The organism is Streptomyces sp. KM273126 (genome assembly GCF_004337435.2).
Taxonomy (GTDB): Bacteria; Actinomycetota; Actinomycetes; order Streptomycetales; family Streptomycetaceae; genus Streptomyces; species Streptomyces acidicola.
Map to the genome: position 1 here is coordinate 1,104,725 of NZ_SJXB02000001.1, position 16,818 is coordinate 1,121,542.

Below are 16,818 nucleotides of genomic sequence, written 5' to 3' on the forward strand. Positions count from 1 at the left end.
TCACCCTTCGGCCGGAATCACCGCCGACACCCGAAAACCCCCCGCATCCGTCGGCCCGGACACGAACACACCCCCCAGCGCCGCCACACGCTCCTTCATCCCCACCAGCCCGTTCCCCCCGGAGGGCAACCGCGCCGACGACGCATCCCCCGGCTCCGGCGGCGGCTCGTTCTCCACCTGCATCGCGATCTCAGCGACCCGATGCGCCAGCCGCACATACGTCTTCGCCCCCGCAGCGTGCTTGTGGACGTTCGTCAACGCCTCCTGAACCACCCGATACGCGGTCTGCTCGATCTCCGGCGCATACCCCCGCTCATCCCCCTCCACCGACAGATCCACCACCATCCCGGCGGCCGCGGACTGCCCGACCAGCTCCTCCAGCTCCGCGAGACACGGCCCGTCCACGGCCTCGTCCTCGCCTCGGGAACTCCACGAAACCCGCGACGCCGCCTCCGCCGCAGCCACCCCCACAGCGGCCAACGGCACCGACTCACCGCGGACGCCCTCAGCGCCCCTACCGCGCCTACCGCCGTCGCCGGCCTTGTCACCCTTGTCACCCTTGGACGCCAGCCCGTCCCCCGACCGCAGCACCCCCAACATCTCCCGCAGCTCCGTCAACGCCTGCCGCCCCATGTCCCCCACCAGCGCCGCGTTCTTCACAGCCTTCTCGGGATCCTTCCGGGCAACCGCCTGCAGCGCGGCCGCATGCACCACCATCAACGACACCCGATGCGCCACCACGTCATGCATCTCACGGGCGATCCGCGTCCGCTCCTCACCCCGGGCCCACTCCGCCCGCTCCTCCGCCCGCTCGGCCAGCAACTGCAGCTCCCGCTCCAGCGAGTCCGCCCGCTCCCGAAGGCTCTCCATCAGCCGCCGCCGCGCCCCCACGTACAACCCGAGCAACACCGGCGGCGCGGTCATCCCGATCGCCATCGTCAACGACACGAACGGCGGAAACCACTCCGCCCCCACCGTCGCGTCCCCCCGCACATTCCCGTGCACGGTCTGCACGAACGCGACGATGAACACCCCCACGAACGACATCCCCGACAGCGCCGCGATGATCCGCCGAGGCACCTCCGACGCGGCCAGCGTGTACAGGCCCACCACGCCCATCAGATAGCCCATCTGCGCCGGCGTGATCGCAATCGACACGAGCACCACCGCGACGGGCCACATCCGCCGCACCAGCAGCACGGACCCCGCGAGCAGTCCGAACACCACCCCCACGGCCACGGGCAGCCCCGCGTCCCGCGCGAACGGATACCCCTGCACCGCACACTCGATCATCGACAGCAGCGCCAGCCCGGCATCCAGCGCCGCACTGCGCCACCGCCCCCACCACACTGGTCCGGCCCTGGTCCCGGCCTCGGTACGGTCTTCCCCCGTCGTGGTCATGCGTCCCAGCCTACGGGCGCGACCCAACGCTTTTCCGGCGAGTTTCCCGTACTGCCCTACACCACGCTCCGCAATCGAACAGAAGCGAAACCGGCCGGAATCCCTCGAACTACTGAATCGCACACCGTTCGACCCCGGAACCCCACATTCCGGCCGGACGGTATGCCCATGGCACACGCACACAGCAAGTACGCGGACTTCGAGGGGCTACGGGAGCGGGCGGTCGCGTTGCGGCGCGGGGGCTACAGCCTCCGCCAGATCCGAGACGAACTTGGCGTCTACAACAACGAAATACTGCAACGCCTGGTCGAGGGCGAGCCACCGCCGGAGTGGACGAAGCGCCCCAGAGCGAAGGACGACCTCCGCAAGAGGGCTCGGGAGCTACGTCGGCAGGGGTGGACGTACAAACAGATCCAGACCGAGCTAGGCTGCTCAAAAAGCTCCGTTTCACTATGGGTGCGTGATCTTCCCACCCCGCCAGCCCGGCGCACGCCCGAGGAGCAGCGCGAGTTGATGAACGCAGGCCTCGCCCGGCTGCGCGCTGCACTGGAGCAGGAGAGGGCAGAGACCAAACGGCAGGCCGCCGCAGCCATCGGCGAACTGTCAGACCGCGAGTTGTTTATCGCAGGGGTCGCGCTCTACTGGGCCGAGGGCGCCAAGGACAAGCCGCACCGACGCACCGAGGTGCTCCAGTTCATCAACAGCGACGCGAACGTGATCCGACTCTTCCTGCGTTGGCTTGAGCTCCTCGAAGTCACCCGCGACCGACTGACGATTCGCGTGAGTATCCACGAAACGGCCGACGTCGCCGCCGCAGAGAAGTACTGGGCCGACGTGGTTGGCGTCGAGGTATCGGCGTTCAGCCGAGCGACCCTCAAGAAACACAACCCGCGAACGGTGCGCAAGAACACCGGCGACAACTATCACGGCTGCCTTGCGATCTACGTCCGGCAGAGCGCTGACCTATACCGTCGCATGGAGGGCGCCTGGTACGGCATAGTAGGGGCTGCGCCCGCACCCGATCTACGAAATCGGACATAGGGTGCAGACCATCCCGGGTCGTCTAATGGCAGGACAAAGAGTTTTGGTCTCTTGAATGAGGGTTCGATTCCTTCCCCGGGAGCCACAGCACACAACCCCTCGGTTCGGGGCCTGACCCACACAGTCAGGCCCCGCTCACATTTCCCCCTCACAACCCCCCGGTATCCTGCGGACGTCGAACCCCACACATCCGAAGCCGAAGGGCACACCCGTGAGCGCCAACCGCCCGGCAGCCGTCGTCGTACTCGCAGCGGGTGAGGGCACCCGTATGAAGTCGGCCACACCGAAGGTCCTGCACAGCATCTGTGGCCGTTCCCTCGTCGGTCACGTACTCGCCGCCGCGCGCGAGTTGGAGCCCGAGAATCTGGTCGTCGTCGTGGGGCACGCGCGCGAGAAGGTCGCCGCGCACCTCGCCGAGATCGACCCCGGCGTACGGACGGCCGTCCAGGCCGAGCAGAACGGGACCGGGCACGCCGTACGGATGGGCCTCGACGAGCTGGGCGGCGGTGTCGACGGAACCGTGGTCGTCGTGTGCGGCGACACGCCTCTCCTCACCGCCGCGACCCTCCAGGCCCTCGCCGCGACGCACACCACCGACGGCAACGCCGTCACCGTGCTCACCGCCGAGGTCCCGGACGCGACCGGGTACGGGCGGATCGTGCGCGACGGGGCGAGCGGCGCGGTCACGGCGATCGTCGAGCACAAGGACGCGAGCGACTCCCAGCGCGCGATCCGGGAGATCAACTCCGGGGTGTTCGCGTTCGACGGGCAGCTCCTCGCCGACGCGCTGGGCAAGGTCCGGACGGACAACAGTCAGGGTGAGGAGTACCTCACCGACGTGCTGGGCATTCTGCGTGAGGCCGGGCATCGGGTCGGCGCCTCCGTGGCCGGCGACCACCGTGAGATCGCGGGTATCAACAACCGTGTGCAGCTCGCCGAGGCCCGCCGCATTCTCAATGACCGGCTTCTCACCGACGCGATGCTCGCGGGGGTGACCGTCATCGATCCGGCGACGACCTGGGTCGACGTCACCGTGACGTTCGAGCAGGACGTCGTCGTGCATCCGGGGACGCAGCTGCACGGTTCCACGCACCTCGGTGAGGGTGCCGAGGTCGGGCCCAACTCCCGGTTGTCGGACACCCGGGTGGGGGCCGGTGCCCGGGTCGACAACACGGTCGCCGACCACGCCGACATCGGTGCGCAGGCGACCGTCGGCCCGTATGCCTATCTCCGTCCCGGCACCCGCCTCGGTCTGAAGTCCAAGATCGGGACGTATGTGGAGACGAAGAACGCGTCCATCGGGGAGGGGACCAAGGTTCCGCATCTCTCCTATGTGGGGGACGCGACGATCGGTGAGTACACGAACATCGGTGCGGCGAGTGTCTTCGTGAACTACGACGGTGAGAACAAGCACCACACCACGGTTGGTTCACATTGCAAGACGGGCTCGGACAACATGTTTGTGGCGCCTGTCACGGTCGGGGACGGCGCGTACACCGCTGCGGGTTCGGTGATCACGAAGGATGTGCCGCCCGGTTCGCTGGCTGTCGCCCGTGGCCAGCAACGGAATATCGAGGGTTGGGTGGCCCGTAAGCGTCCGGGGAGCGCGGCGGCGAAGGCTGCCGAGGCCGCGTCTCACCAGGGCGAAGGCGAAAGCTGACCGGAAACGGGGGCGTCTGGGACGGCGTACCGTGATAGGTGCATATCCGGACCCCCCAGCTGAGACGACCTCTCATGCCCAGCTGAGACACCTCTGAGGAGACTGTGCTGTGACCGGGATCAAGACGACCGGCGAGAAGAAGATGATGTTCTTCTCCGGCCGCGCCCACCCCGAGCTTGCCGAGGAGATCGCCCAGGAGCTGGGTGTCGGGGTTGTCCCGACGAAGGCCTTCGACTTCGCCAATGGTGAGATCTATGTCCGTTACCAGGAGTCGGCGCGTGGTGCGGACTGCTTCCTGATCCAGAGCCACACGTCGCCGATCAACCAGTGGATCATGGAGCAGTTGATCATGATCGATGCGTTGAAGCGGGCGTCGGCGCGTTCGATCACTGTGATCGTGCCCTTCTACGGTTACGCGCGGCAGGACAAGAAGCACCGGGGTCGTGAACCGATTTCGGCGCGTCTGATAGCTGATCTGATGAAGACGGCGGGTGCGGACCGGATCCTGGCCGTGGATCTGCACACGGACCAGATTCAGGGGTTCTTCGACGGTCCTGTCGACCATCTGTTCGCGCTGCCGCTGCTGGCGGACTACGTGGGCAGCAAGGTGGACCGGGACAAGCTGACGGTCGTGTCTCCGGACGCGGGCCGGGTGCGGGTTGCCGACCGGTGGTGTGACCGTCTGGGTGCGCCGCTGGCGATCGTGCACAAGCGTCGCGACAAGGACGTGGCGAACCAGGTCACGGTGCACGAGGTGGTCGGCGATGTGAAGGGCCGTATCTGTGTGCTGGTCGACGACATGATCGACACGGGTGGCACGATCTGTGCCGCGGCGGACGCGCTGTTCGCGCACGGTGCGGAGGACGTCATCGTGACGGCGACGCATGGTGTGCTGTCGGGTCCGGCGGCCGACCGGTTGAAGAACTCGAAGGTGAGTGAGTTCGTGTTCACGAACACGCTGCCGACGCCGGGTGAGCTGGATCTGGACAAGATCAAGGTGTTGTCGATCGCGCCGACGATCGCGAACGCTATGCGTGAGGTGTTCGAGGACGGTTCGGTGACGAGCCTGTTCGACGAGCAGTAGGAGGCCAGCGGTCGGCGAGCGGGTCGGCGAGCTACGGAAGATCCTTTTGGGTACGGCCTTCCTCTCCGAGTAGACTGCTGCAGTTGCTCGGCGAGGGAGGCCGTACCCGTTTCGGGGTTCGGTGGTCCGTAATCGACGCGCTCTTCGTAGCAGGCCGTTCGTGGCCGGGTGACCACGACCGTTTCCTTTTCTTACTACGAGGAGTGATCATGTCCGAGGTGAAGCTCACCGCCGAGACGCGCACCGAGTTCGGCAAGGGTGCCGCCCGTCGTATCCGTCGCGACAGCAAGGTTCCGGGTGTTCTGTACGGTCACGGCTCGGACCCGCTGCACCTGACGCTGCCGGGCCACGACCTGCTGCTGGCGCTGCGTACGCCGAACGTTCTGATCTCGCTGGACATCGACGGCAAGGCCAACGAGCTGGCGATCCCGAAGTCCGTGCAGCGTGACCCGATCAAGGGCTTCCTGGAGCACGTCGACCTGCTGCTGGTGAAGCGTGGCGAGAAGGTCAACGTCGAGATTCCGATCCAGACCGAGGGTGAGCTGGCCCCGGGTGGGAACCTGCTGGAGCACGTGCTGAACGCGCTGCCGGTCGAGGCCGAGGCCACGCACATCCCCGAGGCCGTGACGGTCTCCGTCGAGGGCCTGACGTCGGGTGCCTCCGTCCTCGCCAAGGACATCAAGCTGCCGTCGGGCGTCACGCTGGCCGTCGAGGAGGACGCGGTCGTCCTTCAGGTGCTGTCCGCTCAGGCTGAGGAGCCGACGGAGGAGGCCGCTGAGGGTGGAGAGGCCGCGGAGGCCTGATCCCTTCGGATCCTGGATCGTGTTCCGGCCGCCGGGTCCGCACCGTGAGGTGTGGGGCCCGGCGGCCGTGCGTGTGACCGCGTGTGAGCGCGTATGAAGGAGACATGGACGTGACGACCGATGCGGGTGCCCCCTGGCTGATCGTGGGGCTGGGCAATCCCGGGCCCGAGTATGCGATGAACCGGCACAACGTGGGGTTCATGGTGGCCGATCTGCTGGCGGAGCGGATCGGCGGGAAGTTCAAGCGGGCTCAGAAGGCGCAGGCGCAGGTGGTCGAGGGCCGGATCGGTCCCCCGGGCCCGGCGAGCCGCCGGGTGATCCTGGCCAAGCCGATGTCGTACATGAATCTGTCCGGTGGCCCGGTGAACGCCCTGCGCGACTTCTACAAGGTGCCGGTGGCCAACGTCGTGGCGATTCATGACGAGTTGGACATCGATTACGGCACGCTGCGGCTGAAGCTGGGCGGCGGCGACAACGGCCACAACGGTCTGAAGTCGATGACGAAGGCGATGGGCTCGGACTATCACCGGGTGCGGTTCGGGATCGGGCGTCCTCCGGGCCGTATGCAGGTCGCCGATTTCGTTCTGAAGGATTTCTCGTCCGCCGAGCGCAAGGAGCTGGACTACTTCGTGGACCGCGCTGCCGACTCGGTGGAGTGTCTGGTCGCGGAGGGGTTGGAGCGGGCGCAGAGCGCGTACAACTCCTGACGGCTCCTGACCGCTCCTGTCGGCGGGGCGATGTAGGCGTACAAGTGCTGACTTGTCGTCCACGGGAGTTGACCGACCGCGTGGACATGGCCAAGGATCGCGGCCATGCCTGCCTCCGCTGCTTCCCGTGCGCCCCGTGAGGGGGCTGCTGCCGTGCTGCGGTTCGGGCGTCTCGCGGCGATGGGTACGGTCGCGGCGCTGATCCTGATGGCGGGGGTGTGGGCCTCGTGGGGCACTGCCCAGCATGTGATGTTCACCAAGGGTCGTGAGCAGGGCGCGATGACGGTGACGCGGTGCGCGGAGGACGTCTGTACGGGTCCTTACACGCCGACGTCCGGGGGTTCGAAGGCGCGCGATCGTGTGGAGATCGAGCGGACGGTGGCGGTGAAGCGGGGGCAGACGTACGCGGTCGCCGTGAAGCCCGGCAGCAGTGCTGTCGTCCGTACGGGCCCGTCGGGGTTCCTGTACGCGTGGGTGCCTTTCGGGGGTGCTCTGCTGCTCACCTCGGTGGTCGTGGCGGGTGGCCTGGGTTTGAGCCGGCTGGGGTGGGTGCTGGGCGGTTCCGGTCTGGCTCTGATCACGGCCGCGTTCGTACTCCTCTGACCTGGCAGGACCTGCGAAAAGGGTGCCCCCGGGGTCGTACGACCTCGGGGGCACCCTTTCGTTCGGTGTGTCGTCAGCCGGTGTTGCGCAGGCCGGCTGCCACGCCGTTGACGGTCAGGAGCAGGGCCCGGGACAGCACGGGGTCCGGGGTGTCGCCCGCGGCGGCCGCGTCGCGCTGGCGCTTGAGGAGGGTGACCTGGAGGTAGGAGATCGGGTCCAGGTAGGCGTCGCGGATGGCGAAGGTCTGCTGGAGTACGGGGTTGGCGTCGAGGAGCTTGTCCTCGCCCGTGATCCGCAGGATCTCGCGGACGGTCAGTTCGTGCTCGGCCTCGATGGTGGCGAAGACGTGCTTGAGTTCTTCGGGCACGAGGGTGTCGACGTAGTGGCTGGCGATCCGGAGGTCCGTCTTGGCGAGCGTCATCTCGACGTTGGAGATGAAGTTGCGGAAGAAGTGCCACTGTTCGTGCATCTCGTCGAGGACGGTGTCGAGGCCGGCCTCGCGCAGTGCCTTCAGGCCGGAGCCGACGCCGAACCAGCCCGGCACGATCTGCCGTGACTGGGTCCAGCCGAACACCCACGGGATGGCCCGCAGTCCGTCGAGTCCGGCTCCGGAGTCCGGGCGGCGTGAGGGCCGGGAGCCGAGGTGCAGGTCGGCGAGTTGGTCGACGGGTGTGGCGGCGAAGAAGTACGCGGGCAGGTCGGGGTCTTCGACGAGTCCCCGGTAGGCGCCGTGTGCCGCGTCGCTGACGACGTCCATGGCCGCGTCCCAGCGGGCCAGTGCCTCCACGGACTGGCGGGGGGCGGTGTGCAGGGCGGAGGCCTGGAGGGTGGCGGCGACCGTGAGTTCCAGGTTCTCGCGGGCCAGTGCGGGGATCAGGTACTTGTCGGAGATGACCTCGCCCTGTTCGGTCACCTTGATCTCGCCTTCGAGGGTGCCCCAGGGCTGGGCGAGGATCGCGTCGTGGGAGGGGCCGCCGCCGCGTCCCACGGTTCCTCCGCGGCCGTGGAAGAGACGCAGCCGTACGCCGTAGCGGTGGGCGACGTCGCGCAGGCGGCGCTGGGCGCGGTGGATCTCCCACTGGCTGGTGGTGATGCCGCCGAACTTGGAGGAGTCGGAGTAGCCGAGCATGACCTCCTGGACGTCGCCGCGCAGGGCCACGAGCCGGCGGTAGGAGGGGTCGGCGAGCATGTCCTCCAGGATGGTGTCGGCGGCCTTGAGTTCGTCGGTGGTCTCCAGGAGCGGCACGATTCCGATCCTGGCCCAGCCGGCGTGCAGGTCGATGAGTCCGGCTTCGCGGGCGAGCACGGTCGCGGCGAACACGTCGTCGGCGCCCTGGCACATCGAGATGATGTAGGACTCGATGACCTCGGGTCCGAAGACGGCGAGGGCGCGCTTGACGGTCTCGAAGACGCCGAGGGTCTTGGCGCCCGCCTCGTCGAGGGGGGCGGGGGTCGGGGCGAGGGGGCGCCGGGACCTGAGTTCCTTGGCGAGGAGCTTGTGGCGGTACTCGCGTGGCATGTCCTCGTAGCGCCAGGATTCCTCGCCGAGCCGGTCGAAGAGCTGGCCGAGGGCGTGGTGGTGGGCGTCCGCGTGTTCGCGTACGTCCATGGTGGCGAGCTGGAGGCCGAAGGCGGCGAGGGTGCGGATGGTGCGGTTCATCCGGCCGTCGGCGAAGAGGCCGCCGCGGTGCTCGCGCAGGGAGCTCTGGATGAGGGTGAGGTCCCCCAGGAGTTCGCTGGTCCCGAGGTAGTCGCGGCCCGGCTCGTGCGGGATGCCCGTGGCGAGGCGCTCCTTGGTGTTCTCCAGCTTCTGCCGGATGCAGGTGGCCTTGAGCCGGTAGGGCTCTTCGGCGTTGAGGCGCTTGTAGCGGGGGCTGATCTCGGGCAGGGCCTCGAGGTCGGCCTGGAGGGAGTCCAGGAGTTCCTGGGTGGCTCCGGTGTAGCGGATGGAGTTCGACAGGAAGCCGCGGAGTTCGTCGATGAGGTCGAGGGCGTCGTTGATGCCGTGTTCGTGCTGGAGGATCAGCACGTCCCAGGTGACCTGCGGGGTGACGTTGGGGTTGCCGTCGCGGTCGCCGCCGATCCAGGTGCCGAAGGTCAGCGGTCGGGTGTCGTCCGGGAGGGTGAAGCCGACGCGGTCCAGTTCGGCGGTGAGGTCCTCCAGGACGTCGCCGACGGCGTTCGCGTGGAGTTCGTCGAGGTAGTAGATGGCGTTGCGGGCCTCGTCGGCGGGCTCGGGGCGGACGACGCGGAGTTCGTCGGTCTGCCAGACGAGGTCGATGTTCTCGGCCAGACGGATGTCGTAACGGCGCCGGTCGGATTCGATGACCGGCATCTCCAGGAGTGCGGCGATCCTGCGCAGCTTGTTGAGTACCGAGCGGCGGGCTGCTTCGGTCGGGTGGGCGGTGAAGACGGGCCGTACGTTGAGGTTCCTGACCGTCTCGCGCAGGTGTTCGGGGTCGGCGTCCTTGAGCCGGTCGGCGGTACGGGCCAGGAGGCCGCCCTCGGCGGAGCGCTTGGCGCGCAGTTCGCGGCCTCGGTGGACCTGCTCGGTGACGTTGGCCAGGTGGAAGTAGGTGGAGAAGGCGCGGACCAGCTTGGCCGCGGTCTCCAGTTCGATGCCGCGCAGCAGCTCGGCGGCGGCCTCGCCGTCCTCGCGGGTCAGGCGGCGGACCCGTTCGACCAGTTCGAGGAGTTCGGGGCCTTCCTGGCGGACGAGGGTTTCGCCCAGCAGGTCGCCGAGGCGCCGGATGTCGGCGCGCAGTTCACTGCTGACCGTGGTGGTCTGGTCGTCGGCACTGCTCACAGGTGCGGCTCCTTGCAGTGTTGAAGCTCGTCTGGGAGGGAACCCGGATGTTCGCCGGGCGGCTGGACCGTGGACGGGTCGTGGCCGCTTCGGGGACCGGTCGTCCGGGCAGAAAACAGAGCGGACGGCGCTGTCCGACCGGTTCCAAGGATAGGTGTCCGTGCGGACGCGCAGGCCGTCGGGCTCTTGCCGCCGGGCGCGGCGCTGCCATACTTACGATGCCGTAGGTTACGGAACCGTAGGGAACGCCACCGCGTCCCCCACGGGCCGTTGCCGCAGGCATCTGCCTCCACCCTCGAACCCCACAGGGGACGCCCCATGACCACAAGCTCCGATGTGATCGAAGACGCCCCGAAGGCGAACGATTCCCAAGGAACCACGGCGACCGGCACCGCACAGCCCTCGGCGACTCTGGGCGGCGAGCAGAAGCGTTCGATAGAGCAGATCGCGCTGCTCCTCTTCATCATCGTCCCGTTCCTCGCGCTGCTCGCGGCGGTGCCGCTGGCCTGGGGCTGGGGGGTGAGCTGGCTGGATCTCGGTCTGCTGGTGTTCTTCTACTTCCTGAGCTGCCACGGCATCACGATCGGTTTCCACCGCTACTTCACGCACGGTTCCTTCAAGGCCAGGCGTCCGCTGAGGATCGCGCTGGCGATCGCGGGCTCGATGGCGGTCGAGGGGCCGCTGGTGCGCTGGGTGGCCGACCATCGCAAGCACCACAAGTTCTCGGACGCCGAGGGCGACCCGCACTCGCCGTGGCGGTTCGGGGAGACGGTCCCGGCCCTGATGAAGGGCCTGTGGTGGGCGCACATCGGCTGGATGTTCGATGAGGAGCAGACGCCGCAGGAAAAGTACGCGCCGGATCTGATCAAGGACAGGGCGATCCGTACGATCAGCCGCCAGTTCCTCCTGTGGACGGTGGTGTCCCTGGCGCTGCCCGCGCTGATCGGCGGTCTGGTGACCATGTCCTGGTGGGGCGCGTTCACGGCGTTCTTCTGGGGGTCGCTCGTCCGGGTGGCCCTTCTCCACCATGTGACGTGGTCGATCAACTCGATCTGCCACGCGGTGGGCAAGCGTCCCTTCAGGTCGCGCGACCGTTCGGGCAACGTGTGGTGGCTGGCGGTCCTGTCGTGCGGGGAGTCCTGGCACAACCTCCATCACGCGGACCCGACGTCGGCGCGGCACGGTGTGGAGCGGGGTCAGGTCGACTCCTCGGCGCGGTTCATCCGCTGGTTCGAGCTGTGCGGATGGGCGTACGACGTGCGCTGGCCGTCACGCTCGCGTATCGATTCCCGCCGGAACACGGGGCAGGACGGCTCCCGGCGCAAGCGGGAGACCGCCAAGGCGGCATGATTGACGGGTGGCGACCGACTCGAGCAGTACCTCCAGCAGCGACAAGCAGCGGCGCCCTCGCCGAACCCGGATGACGGGTGCCGAGAGGCGTCAGCAACTCCTTGAGATCGGTCGCACCCTGTTCGCCGCGAAGGGCTTCGAGGCCACGTCGGTGGAGGAGATCGCGGCCAAGGCCGGGGTCTCCAAGCCGGTGGTGTACGAGCACTTCGGCGGCAAGGAGGGCCTGTACGCGGTCGTGGTGGACCGTGAGATGCGCCGTCTGCTGGACATGGTGACCAGCTCGCTGACGGCCGGCCATCCGCGGGAGCTGTGCGAGCAGGCGGCTTTCGCGCTGCTGGACTACATCGAGGAGTACACGGACGGCTTCCGCATCCTGGTCCGTGACTCGCCCATCCCCACGTCCACGGGCTCCTTCGCCTCGCTCATCTCGGACATCGCGACCCAGGTGGAGGACATTCTGGGCCGCGAGTTCAAGAGCCGCGGCTTCGACCCCAAGCTGGCCCCTCTGTACGCCCAGGCCCTGGTCGGCATGGTCGCGCTGACGGGCCAGTGGTGGGTGGACGTCCGCCGCCCGAAGAAGGCCGAGGTGGCCGCCCATCTGGTGAACCTGGCGTGGCACGGCCTTGACGGGCTGGAGGCGAAGCCGCATCTGATAGGCCGCCGGAAGAACTGACGCTGATCCGTCCGTAAGGGGTGGGGGATCGAATCAGCCGTTCGGCTCCAGGAACTCCAGGCGGTTGCCCACGGGGTCCTCGGTGTAGAAGCGGCGGTGGCCCGGGAGGTCGTCGTCCCAGGTGACGGGCGCGCCGTGGGCTTCGAGCCGGGCGGCGTGCGCCTCGATGTCCCGGACCCGAAGCCCGGGGTGCGCCTTCCGCGCAGGCCGGCAGTCCTTGTCGATCCCCAGGTGCAGGTGCGCGCCTCCCGCCCGGAACCAGCAGCCCCCGCGGGCGGCCAGTGCCGGTGGCTTGGGGATCTCGGTCATGCCGAGGACGCCTACGTAGTACGAGCGCAGCTCGCGCTCCGAGCCGGGCGGGGCGGCGAGCTGCACATGGTCAAGGGCGGTGATCATCACTTCGGTCACTGCGACTTCCTGGCCACGACGAACACGCGGCGGAACGGGTAGACCGTGCCGTGCCCGGTCGCCGGGTACGCCTCGCGCAGGGCTGCGCGGTACTCGGTGAGGAACGGTTCGGCGTCGTCGCCCAGTGCGGTGAGGACCGGTCGCAGTCCGGTGCCCTTCACCCAGTCCAGGACGGGGTCCTCGCCCTGGAGCAGATGGAGGTACGTCGTCTCCCAGGCGTCGACCTCGCAGCCGAGGCCGGCGAGCCGGTGCAGGTAGTCGGCGGGGGTCAGCACCGCGTCGTCGTGGCGGAGCGTGTCGCCCAGCCGGTCCTTCCAGCGGGGGGAGTGGGCGAGTTCGCGCATGAGCCGGTGGCTGGGCGAGTCGAAGTTGCCCGGCACCTGGAAGGCGAGGACGCCTCCGGGGGTGAGGCCCGCCACCCAGGCGGGGAAGCGGGTGACGTGGCCGGGTACCCATTGGAGGGTCGCGTTGCTGAGGATCAGGTCGTACGGCTCCGTGGGCGCCCATGTCGTGGCGTCCGCGGGCGTGAAGTCGAGGTGGCCGCCGCCCTGGGTGGGGCCGGCCAGGGGTGCGGCCTCGGCGAGCATCTCCGGGGAGTTGTCGAGGCCCGTGATGTGTGCGCCGGGCCAGCGGTCGGCGAGCAGGCGGGTGACGTTGCCGGGGCCGCAGCCGAGGTCGGCGATGCGGGGGCGCCCGGCGGGGAGCTCGGGTACGTGGGCCAGCAGGTCGATGAAGGCGCGGGCGCGGTGGCCGGAGTGGCGCAGGTACTGGTGGGGGTCCCAGACGGGGGCGGTGGGGGACATGGGCGGATCTCCTCGTGGCTCAGGTCGCACCTTCACCGTGACAGCCAGATATCTCGAAGTCAAGAGATTTACTTGCAATACGCTCGACGTCAAGAGACTTCACATCGACACAACCACTACACTGATCGCCATGGAGGACGAGGTCGATCGGCTGGTCGCAGCGTGGCGCCGGGAGCGCCCGGACCTCGACGTGGAGCCGCTGGAAGTGCTCAGCCGGGTGAGCAGACTGGCCCGGCACCTGGACCGGGCGCGCCGTCTGGCGTTCTCCGAGCACCAGCTGGAGCCGTGGGAGTTCGACGTGCTGACCGCGCTCAGGCGCGCGGGGACGCCGTACCAGCTCTCCCCCGGTCAGTTGCTCACACAGACCCTCGTCACCTCGGGCACGATGACGAACCGTATCGACCGGCTGGCGAAGAAGGGCCTGGTGGAGCGGCTGCCCGACCCCAGCGACCGCCGGGGTGTCCTGGTCCGGCTGACGGACGAGGGCCGGGACAGGGCGGATCAGGCCCTGGCGGGCCTCCTCGACCAGGAGCGCGCGATCCTCGCGGAGCTGTCGCGCGCCCAGCGAGGTGAACTGGCCGGGCTGCTACGCCAGTTGACCGCCCCGTTCGACAACATTCCCGGCTAGGGCCTGCGGCGGAGGGCGGGTCGGGCGTCACCCGGAACGCGGTCACCCGGCAGGCGCCACTTTCGACACAGGCCCCAGGTCGACCGGCCCGACACCGGCGCGGCGGGCGAGTGCGACTGCGGCGAGGGTCGAGTGGACCCCGAGCTTCCCGAGGACGTTCTGCATGTGTGTGCGGACGGTGTGCGGGGACAGGAAGAGGCGCTCGGCGACGGCCTTGCGCCCCAGCCCCGCCACCATGCACTGCAGGACTTCCCGCTCGCGCGGCGTGAGGGACTCGACGAGCCGCTCGCTCTCGGTGCGGTGCTTCCTGGCCGCGGTGAGCTCCCGCAGCACGCCGGTGAGCAGGGCGGGCGGCAGATGCGTCTCGTCACGCAGCACACCCCGTATGACGGTGAGCAGCCGGGACAGCGAGCAGTCCTTGGCGACCCAGCCGGACGCCCCGGCCTGCAGGGCGAGTGCGGCGCGGCGCGGGTCGTCCTTCTCGGCGAGGACGACGGTCCGTACGCCCGGCTGCCCGGAGCGGACGCCGGCGACGAGTGAGATGCCGTCGACGAGCCCGTCCTCCTTGCCTTCCCGCACGGGTACGGCGGCCGGTCGCGCCCCGGGGGCGTTGCCCCCGAGGTCCGCGTCGACCAGCAGCACGTCGAACCTGCGGCCTTCCGCCGCCGCGCGTTCCATGCAGCGCAACGCGGCGGGGCCGCTGCCGGCCGCGGACACGTCGACGTCGGGCTCGGCGGCAAGGGCCGCGGCGAGCGACTCGGCGAAGATGCGGTGGTCGTCGACGACCAGGACTCGGATGCGAACCACTGATACCCCCACTGGTCGGGGGACGACCGGCGCAGGTACGGCGCCCGAAGTGCTCCCGGTCATCCACCTGGGATCGGGGCTGCCGCAACGGCACGGCCGCCGCCGTGCTGCAACTGCTACCCCCACTTCGGGCGTCGTACCCGACTGTCTCGCCCCCTGATCAGCACCGGCCCCCACCGATGCTGTCCATCAGAGTAAGGCCGAGGGCAGGCAGCGGAAGGAAAATCGCAGAACTGATTGGCCGGCGCGTTTATGGTGAGCCGTATGTTTCGTGTTGTGACGGAAGTCGACAAAGAGCGTAGCCAATTGCTGCGTTCCCGACTACGGGAGACGAACACTTCGGCTTCCCCGGTGCTCCGTTCCCTGCGCGGAACACCTGGCGAACGTGAGGCTCCGCTGCATGTGTGGGCACTGGACGCCTCCGGAGGCCTGGCCGGCGGGCTCGTCGGGCACACCTGGGCGACCTGGCTGCACGTCACCTACCTGTGGGTCGACGAACGCTGCCGGGGCGCCGGGCTGGGCTCCCGCCTCCTCTCCGAGGCGGAACGCACGGCCGTGGCCGACCGGGGCTGCCGGAACTCCCGTTTGGAGACATGGGACTTCCAGGCACCGGACTTCTACAAGAAGCAGGGGTACGACGTGGTGTGCGTGATCCCCGGCTATCCGCCGGGGATCACGGAGTACACGCTGACGAAACGGCTGGGGTGACGTCCAGGACGGCCTCGTGACCGGTGTCGGGCGGACGACCGGTGGCCTGCCGAGGACGGTGACCTACCAAGCACGGTGACGTGCCGACGACGGTGACAGGCGGGCGGAGCGGTTTCGTCCCCTCCGTCCCGCCGCCCCTCCGTCCCTGCGGTCACATCAACCGCCGTGCCCCCGCCGCCGGCACCGCCGCGAACACCCGGGGTGCCGTGAAGCCGGCGGTCGCGAAGGCCTCCTCCACCGCCTTGGTGACCGTCTCCTCGTCCGCGGCCTCGATCAGCACGATGGCCGAGCCGCCGAAGCCGCCGCCCGTCATACGGGCGCCCACCGCACCCGCGGCCAGCGCCGTGTCGACCACCAGGTCCAGCTCCGGGCAGGAGATGCGGAAGTCGTCCCGCAGGGAGGCGTGGCCCTCGACGAGGACGGGGCCGATGGCACGGGTGTCGCCCGCCTGAAGCAGGGACACGACCCGCTCCACCCGCTCGTTCTCCGTCACTATGTGGCGGACGAGGCGGCGGACCTCCTCCTCGTCGCCGAGGCGGGCCAGGGCCGCGTCCAGTCCGTCGTACGGCACGTCCCTGAGCGCGTCCACGCCCAGGAGCGCCGCGCCCTTCTCGCAGCCCGCGCGGCGCTTGCCGTACTCGCCGTCGCTGTGGGCGTGCTTGACCCGGGTGTCGACGACCAGCAGGCGCATGCCCTCCGCCGCCAGGTCGAAGGGGATCTGGCGCTGGGAGAGGTCCCGGGTGTCCAGGAACAGGGCGTGACCGGCCTCGCAGCACGCCGACGCGGTCTGGTCCATGATCCCGGTGGGCGCGCCCACGTAGACGTTCTCGGCGCGCTGGCACAGTCGGGCCAGCTGCCAGCCCCGCAGGCCCAGCTCGTACAGGTCGTTCAGCGCGAGGGCGACCACGACCTCCAGCGCCGCCGACGACGACAGGCCAGCACCCGTCGGGACCGTCGAGGCCAGGTGGACGTCCGCGCCCGTGATCGCCGTGTGGCCGGCCTCGCGCAGGGCCCAGACCACGCCGGCGGGGTAGGCCGTCCAGTTCCGGTCGGACTCCGGGGCCAGGGAGTCGAGGGTCAGCTCCACGGCGCCGCCCTCGACGTCCGCCGAGTGCAGCCGCAGGATGCCGTCCGTGCGGCGTGAGACGGCCGCGATCGTGGTGTGCGGCAGCGCGAAGGGCATCACGAAGCCGTCGTTGTAGTCGGTGTGCTCGCCGATCAGATTGACCCGGCCCGGCGCTGCCCACACTCCCTCCGGCTCGGCCCCGTACTGCTCCCTGAACCGCTCCGCGACATCCGCGACAGCGGAAGCGCCCATCCCAGCCCCCGCCTCAGC

The 16,818-nt window shown here is 69.1% G+C and carries 16 protein-coding genes and 1 tRNA gene; 11 read left to right on the forward strand and 6 right to left on the reverse strand.

Translation table 11 applies throughout. The annotated features are described in order from the left end of the window. Positions 1-1,401 (reverse strand): sensor histidine kinase, encoded by a 1,401-nt coding sequence (locus tag E0500_RS04615; RefSeq protein WP_131570354.1) that lies wholly within the window; start codon positions 1,399-1,401, stop codon positions 1-3. 168 nt (positions 1,402-1,569) lie between these two features. On the opposite strand from E0500_RS04615, the gene E0500_RS04620 reads away from it, so the two are divergent. From E0500_RS04620 to E0500_RS04650, 7 genes are all read left to right on the forward strand, one after another. After that, the gene (locus tag E0500_RS04620; protein ID WP_131570356.1) at positions 1,570-2,442 is read left to right on the forward strand and encodes a helix-turn-helix domain-containing protein; all 873 of its coding nucleotides are present in this window, start codon (positions 1,570-1,572) and stop codon (positions 2,440-2,442) included. A gap of 11 nt (positions 2,443-2,453) precedes the next feature. Then, positions 2,454-2,527: transfer RNA gene (locus E0500_RS04625), tRNA-Gln, on the forward strand. Between the two features lie 126 nt (positions 2,528-2,653). After that, positions 2,654-4,102 carry a bifunctional UDP-N-acetylglucosamine diphosphorylase/glucosamine-1-phosphate N-acetyltransferase GlmU gene (gene glmU, locus E0500_RS04630; protein ID WP_131570358.1) on the forward strand — a complete coding sequence of 483 codons (1,449 nt, stop codon included), beginning with the start codon at positions 2,654-2,656 and terminating at the stop codon, positions 4,100-4,102. A gap of 109 nt (positions 4,103-4,211) precedes the next feature. Next, the gene (locus E0500_RS04635) at positions 4,212-5,186 is read left to right on the forward strand and encodes a ribose-phosphate diphosphokinase (protein WP_131570360.1); all 975 of its coding nucleotides are present in this window, start codon (positions 4,212-4,214) and stop codon (positions 5,184-5,186) included. Positions 5,187-5,395: 209 nt separating this feature from the next. Beyond that, positions 5,396-5,989 (forward strand): 50S ribosomal protein L25/general stress protein Ctc, encoded by a 594-nt coding sequence (locus E0500_RS04640; protein WP_131570361.1) that lies wholly within the window; start codon positions 5,396-5,398, stop codon positions 5,987-5,989. 104 nt (positions 5,990-6,093) lie between these two features. Further along, positions 6,094-6,696 carry an aminoacyl-tRNA hydrolase gene (gene pth, locus E0500_RS04645; RefSeq protein ID WP_131570363.1) on the forward strand — a complete coding sequence of 201 codons (603 nt, stop codon included), beginning with the start codon at positions 6,094-6,096 and terminating at the stop codon, positions 6,694-6,696. A 105-nt stretch (positions 6,697-6,801) separates the two neighbouring features. Continuing rightward, positions 6,802-7,299, forward strand: coding sequence for a hypothetical protein (locus E0500_RS04650; protein WP_131570365.1), 498 nt, complete (start codon positions 6,802-6,804; stop codon positions 7,297-7,299). A 73-nt stretch (positions 7,300-7,372) separates the two neighbouring features. Here E0500_RS04650 and ppc read toward each other — a convergent pair whose 3' ends face one another. After that, a complete protein-coding gene (gene ppc / locus E0500_RS04655; RefSeq protein WP_181586872.1) occupies positions 7,373-10,105 on the reverse strand; it encodes a phosphoenolpyruvate carboxylase in 2,733 nt (910 codons plus the stop codon). Between the two features lie 318 nt (positions 10,106-10,423). On the opposite strand from ppc, the gene E0500_RS04660 reads away from it, so the two are divergent. Together E0500_RS04660 and E0500_RS04665 are read left to right on the forward strand one after the other, a co-directional pair. Next, complete coding sequence (locus tag E0500_RS04660; RefSeq protein WP_131572119.1) at positions 10,424-11,455, forward strand: acyl-CoA desaturase; 1,032 nt, start codon at positions 10,424-10,426, stop codon at positions 11,453-11,455. 7 nt (positions 11,456-11,462) lie between these two features. Beyond that, a complete protein-coding gene (locus tag E0500_RS04665) occupies positions 11,463-12,128 on the forward strand; it encodes a TetR/AcrR family transcriptional regulator (protein ID WP_131572120.1) in 666 nt (221 codons plus the stop codon). Between the two features lie 33 nt (positions 12,129-12,161). On the opposite strand, the gene E0500_RS04670 is transcribed toward E0500_RS04665, so the two are convergent. Both E0500_RS04670 and E0500_RS04675 read right to left on the reverse strand, forming a co-directional pair. Beyond that, positions 12,162-12,524: a VOC family protein gene (locus E0500_RS04670; protein ID WP_131572122.1), complete on the reverse strand. Its 363-nt coding sequence runs from the start codon at positions 12,522-12,524 to the stop codon at positions 12,162-12,164. 8 nt (positions 12,525-12,532) lie between these two features. Further along, positions 12,533-13,339 (reverse strand): trans-aconitate 2-methyltransferase, encoded by an 807-nt coding sequence (locus E0500_RS04675; RefSeq protein WP_181586873.1) that lies wholly within the window; start codon positions 13,337-13,339, stop codon positions 12,533-12,535. 130 nt (positions 13,340-13,469) lie between these two features. Here E0500_RS04675 and tamR point away from each other — a divergent pair, with 130 nt between their 5' ends. Then, on the forward strand, positions 13,470-13,967 hold the full coding sequence (gene tamR, locus E0500_RS04680; protein WP_030844890.1) for a MarR family transcriptional regulator TamR: 498 nt from the start codon (positions 13,470-13,472) through the stop codon (positions 13,965-13,967). 42 nt (positions 13,968-14,009) lie between these two features. Here the strand turns inward: tamR and E0500_RS04685 are convergent, their stop codons facing one another. Then, positions 14,010-14,774, reverse strand: coding sequence for a response regulator transcription factor (locus E0500_RS04685; protein WP_131568557.1), 765 nt, complete (start codon positions 14,772-14,774; stop codon positions 14,010-14,012). 252 nt (positions 14,775-15,026) lie between these two features. Here E0500_RS04685 and E0500_RS04690 point away from each other — a divergent pair, with 252 nt between their 5' ends. Beyond that, positions 15,027-15,482, forward strand: coding sequence for an N-acetyltransferase (locus E0500_RS04690; RefSeq protein WP_131568580.1), 456 nt, complete (start codon positions 15,027-15,029; stop codon positions 15,480-15,482). Between the two features lie 151 nt (positions 15,483-15,633). Here the strand turns inward: E0500_RS04690 and galK are convergent, their stop codons facing one another. Then, positions 15,634-16,800: a galactokinase gene (gene galK / locus E0500_RS04695; protein WP_131568559.1), complete on the reverse strand. Its 1,167-nt coding sequence runs from the start codon at positions 16,798-16,800 to the stop codon at positions 15,634-15,636. Positions 16,801-16,818: the final 18 nt, after the last annotated feature.

Excerpts from the sequence above, each read along its gene's own strand:
- E0500_RS04615 (WP_131570354.1), bottom strand. The coding sequence starts at position 1,401 with ATGACCACGACGGGGGAAGACCGTACCGAGGCCGGGACCAGGGCCGGA.
- E0500_RS04620 (WP_131570356.1), top strand. The coding sequence starts at position 1,570 with ATGGCACACGCACACAGCAAGTACGCGGACTTCGAGGGGCTACGGGAG.
- E0500_RS04640 (WP_131570361.1), top strand. The coding sequence starts at position 5,396 with ATGTCCGAGGTGAAGCTCACCGCCGAGACGCGCACCGAGTTCGGCAAG.
- pth (WP_131570363.1), top strand. The coding sequence starts at position 6,094 with ATGGACGTGACGACCGATGCGGGTGCCCCCTGGCTGATCGTGGGGCTG.
- E0500_RS04650 (WP_131570365.1), top strand. The coding sequence starts at position 6,802 with ATGCCTGCCTCCGCTGCTTCCCGTGCGCCCCGTGAGGGGGCTGCTGCC.
- E0500_RS04660 (WP_131572119.1), top strand. The coding sequence starts at position 10,424 with ATGACCACAAGCTCCGATGTGATCGAAGACGCCCCGAAGGCGAACGAT.
- E0500_RS04670 (WP_131572122.1), bottom strand. The coding sequence starts at position 12,524 with ATGATCACCGCCCTTGACCATGTGCAGCTCGCCGCCCCGCCCGGCTCG.
- E0500_RS04675 (WP_181586873.1), bottom strand. The coding sequence starts at position 13,339 with ATGTCCCCCACCGCCCCCGTCTGGGACCCCCACCAGTACCTGCGCCAC.
- tamR (WP_030844890.1), top strand. The coding sequence starts at position 13,470 with ATGGAGGACGAGGTCGATCGGCTGGTCGCAGCGTGGCGCCGGGAGCGC.
- E0500_RS04690 (WP_131568580.1), top strand. The coding sequence starts at position 15,027 with ATGGTGAGCCGTATGTTTCGTGTTGTGACGGAAGTCGACAAAGAGCGT.
- galK (WP_131568559.1), bottom strand. The coding sequence starts at position 16,800 with ATGGGCGCTTCCGCTGTCGCGGATGTCGCGGAGCGGTTCAGGGAGCAG.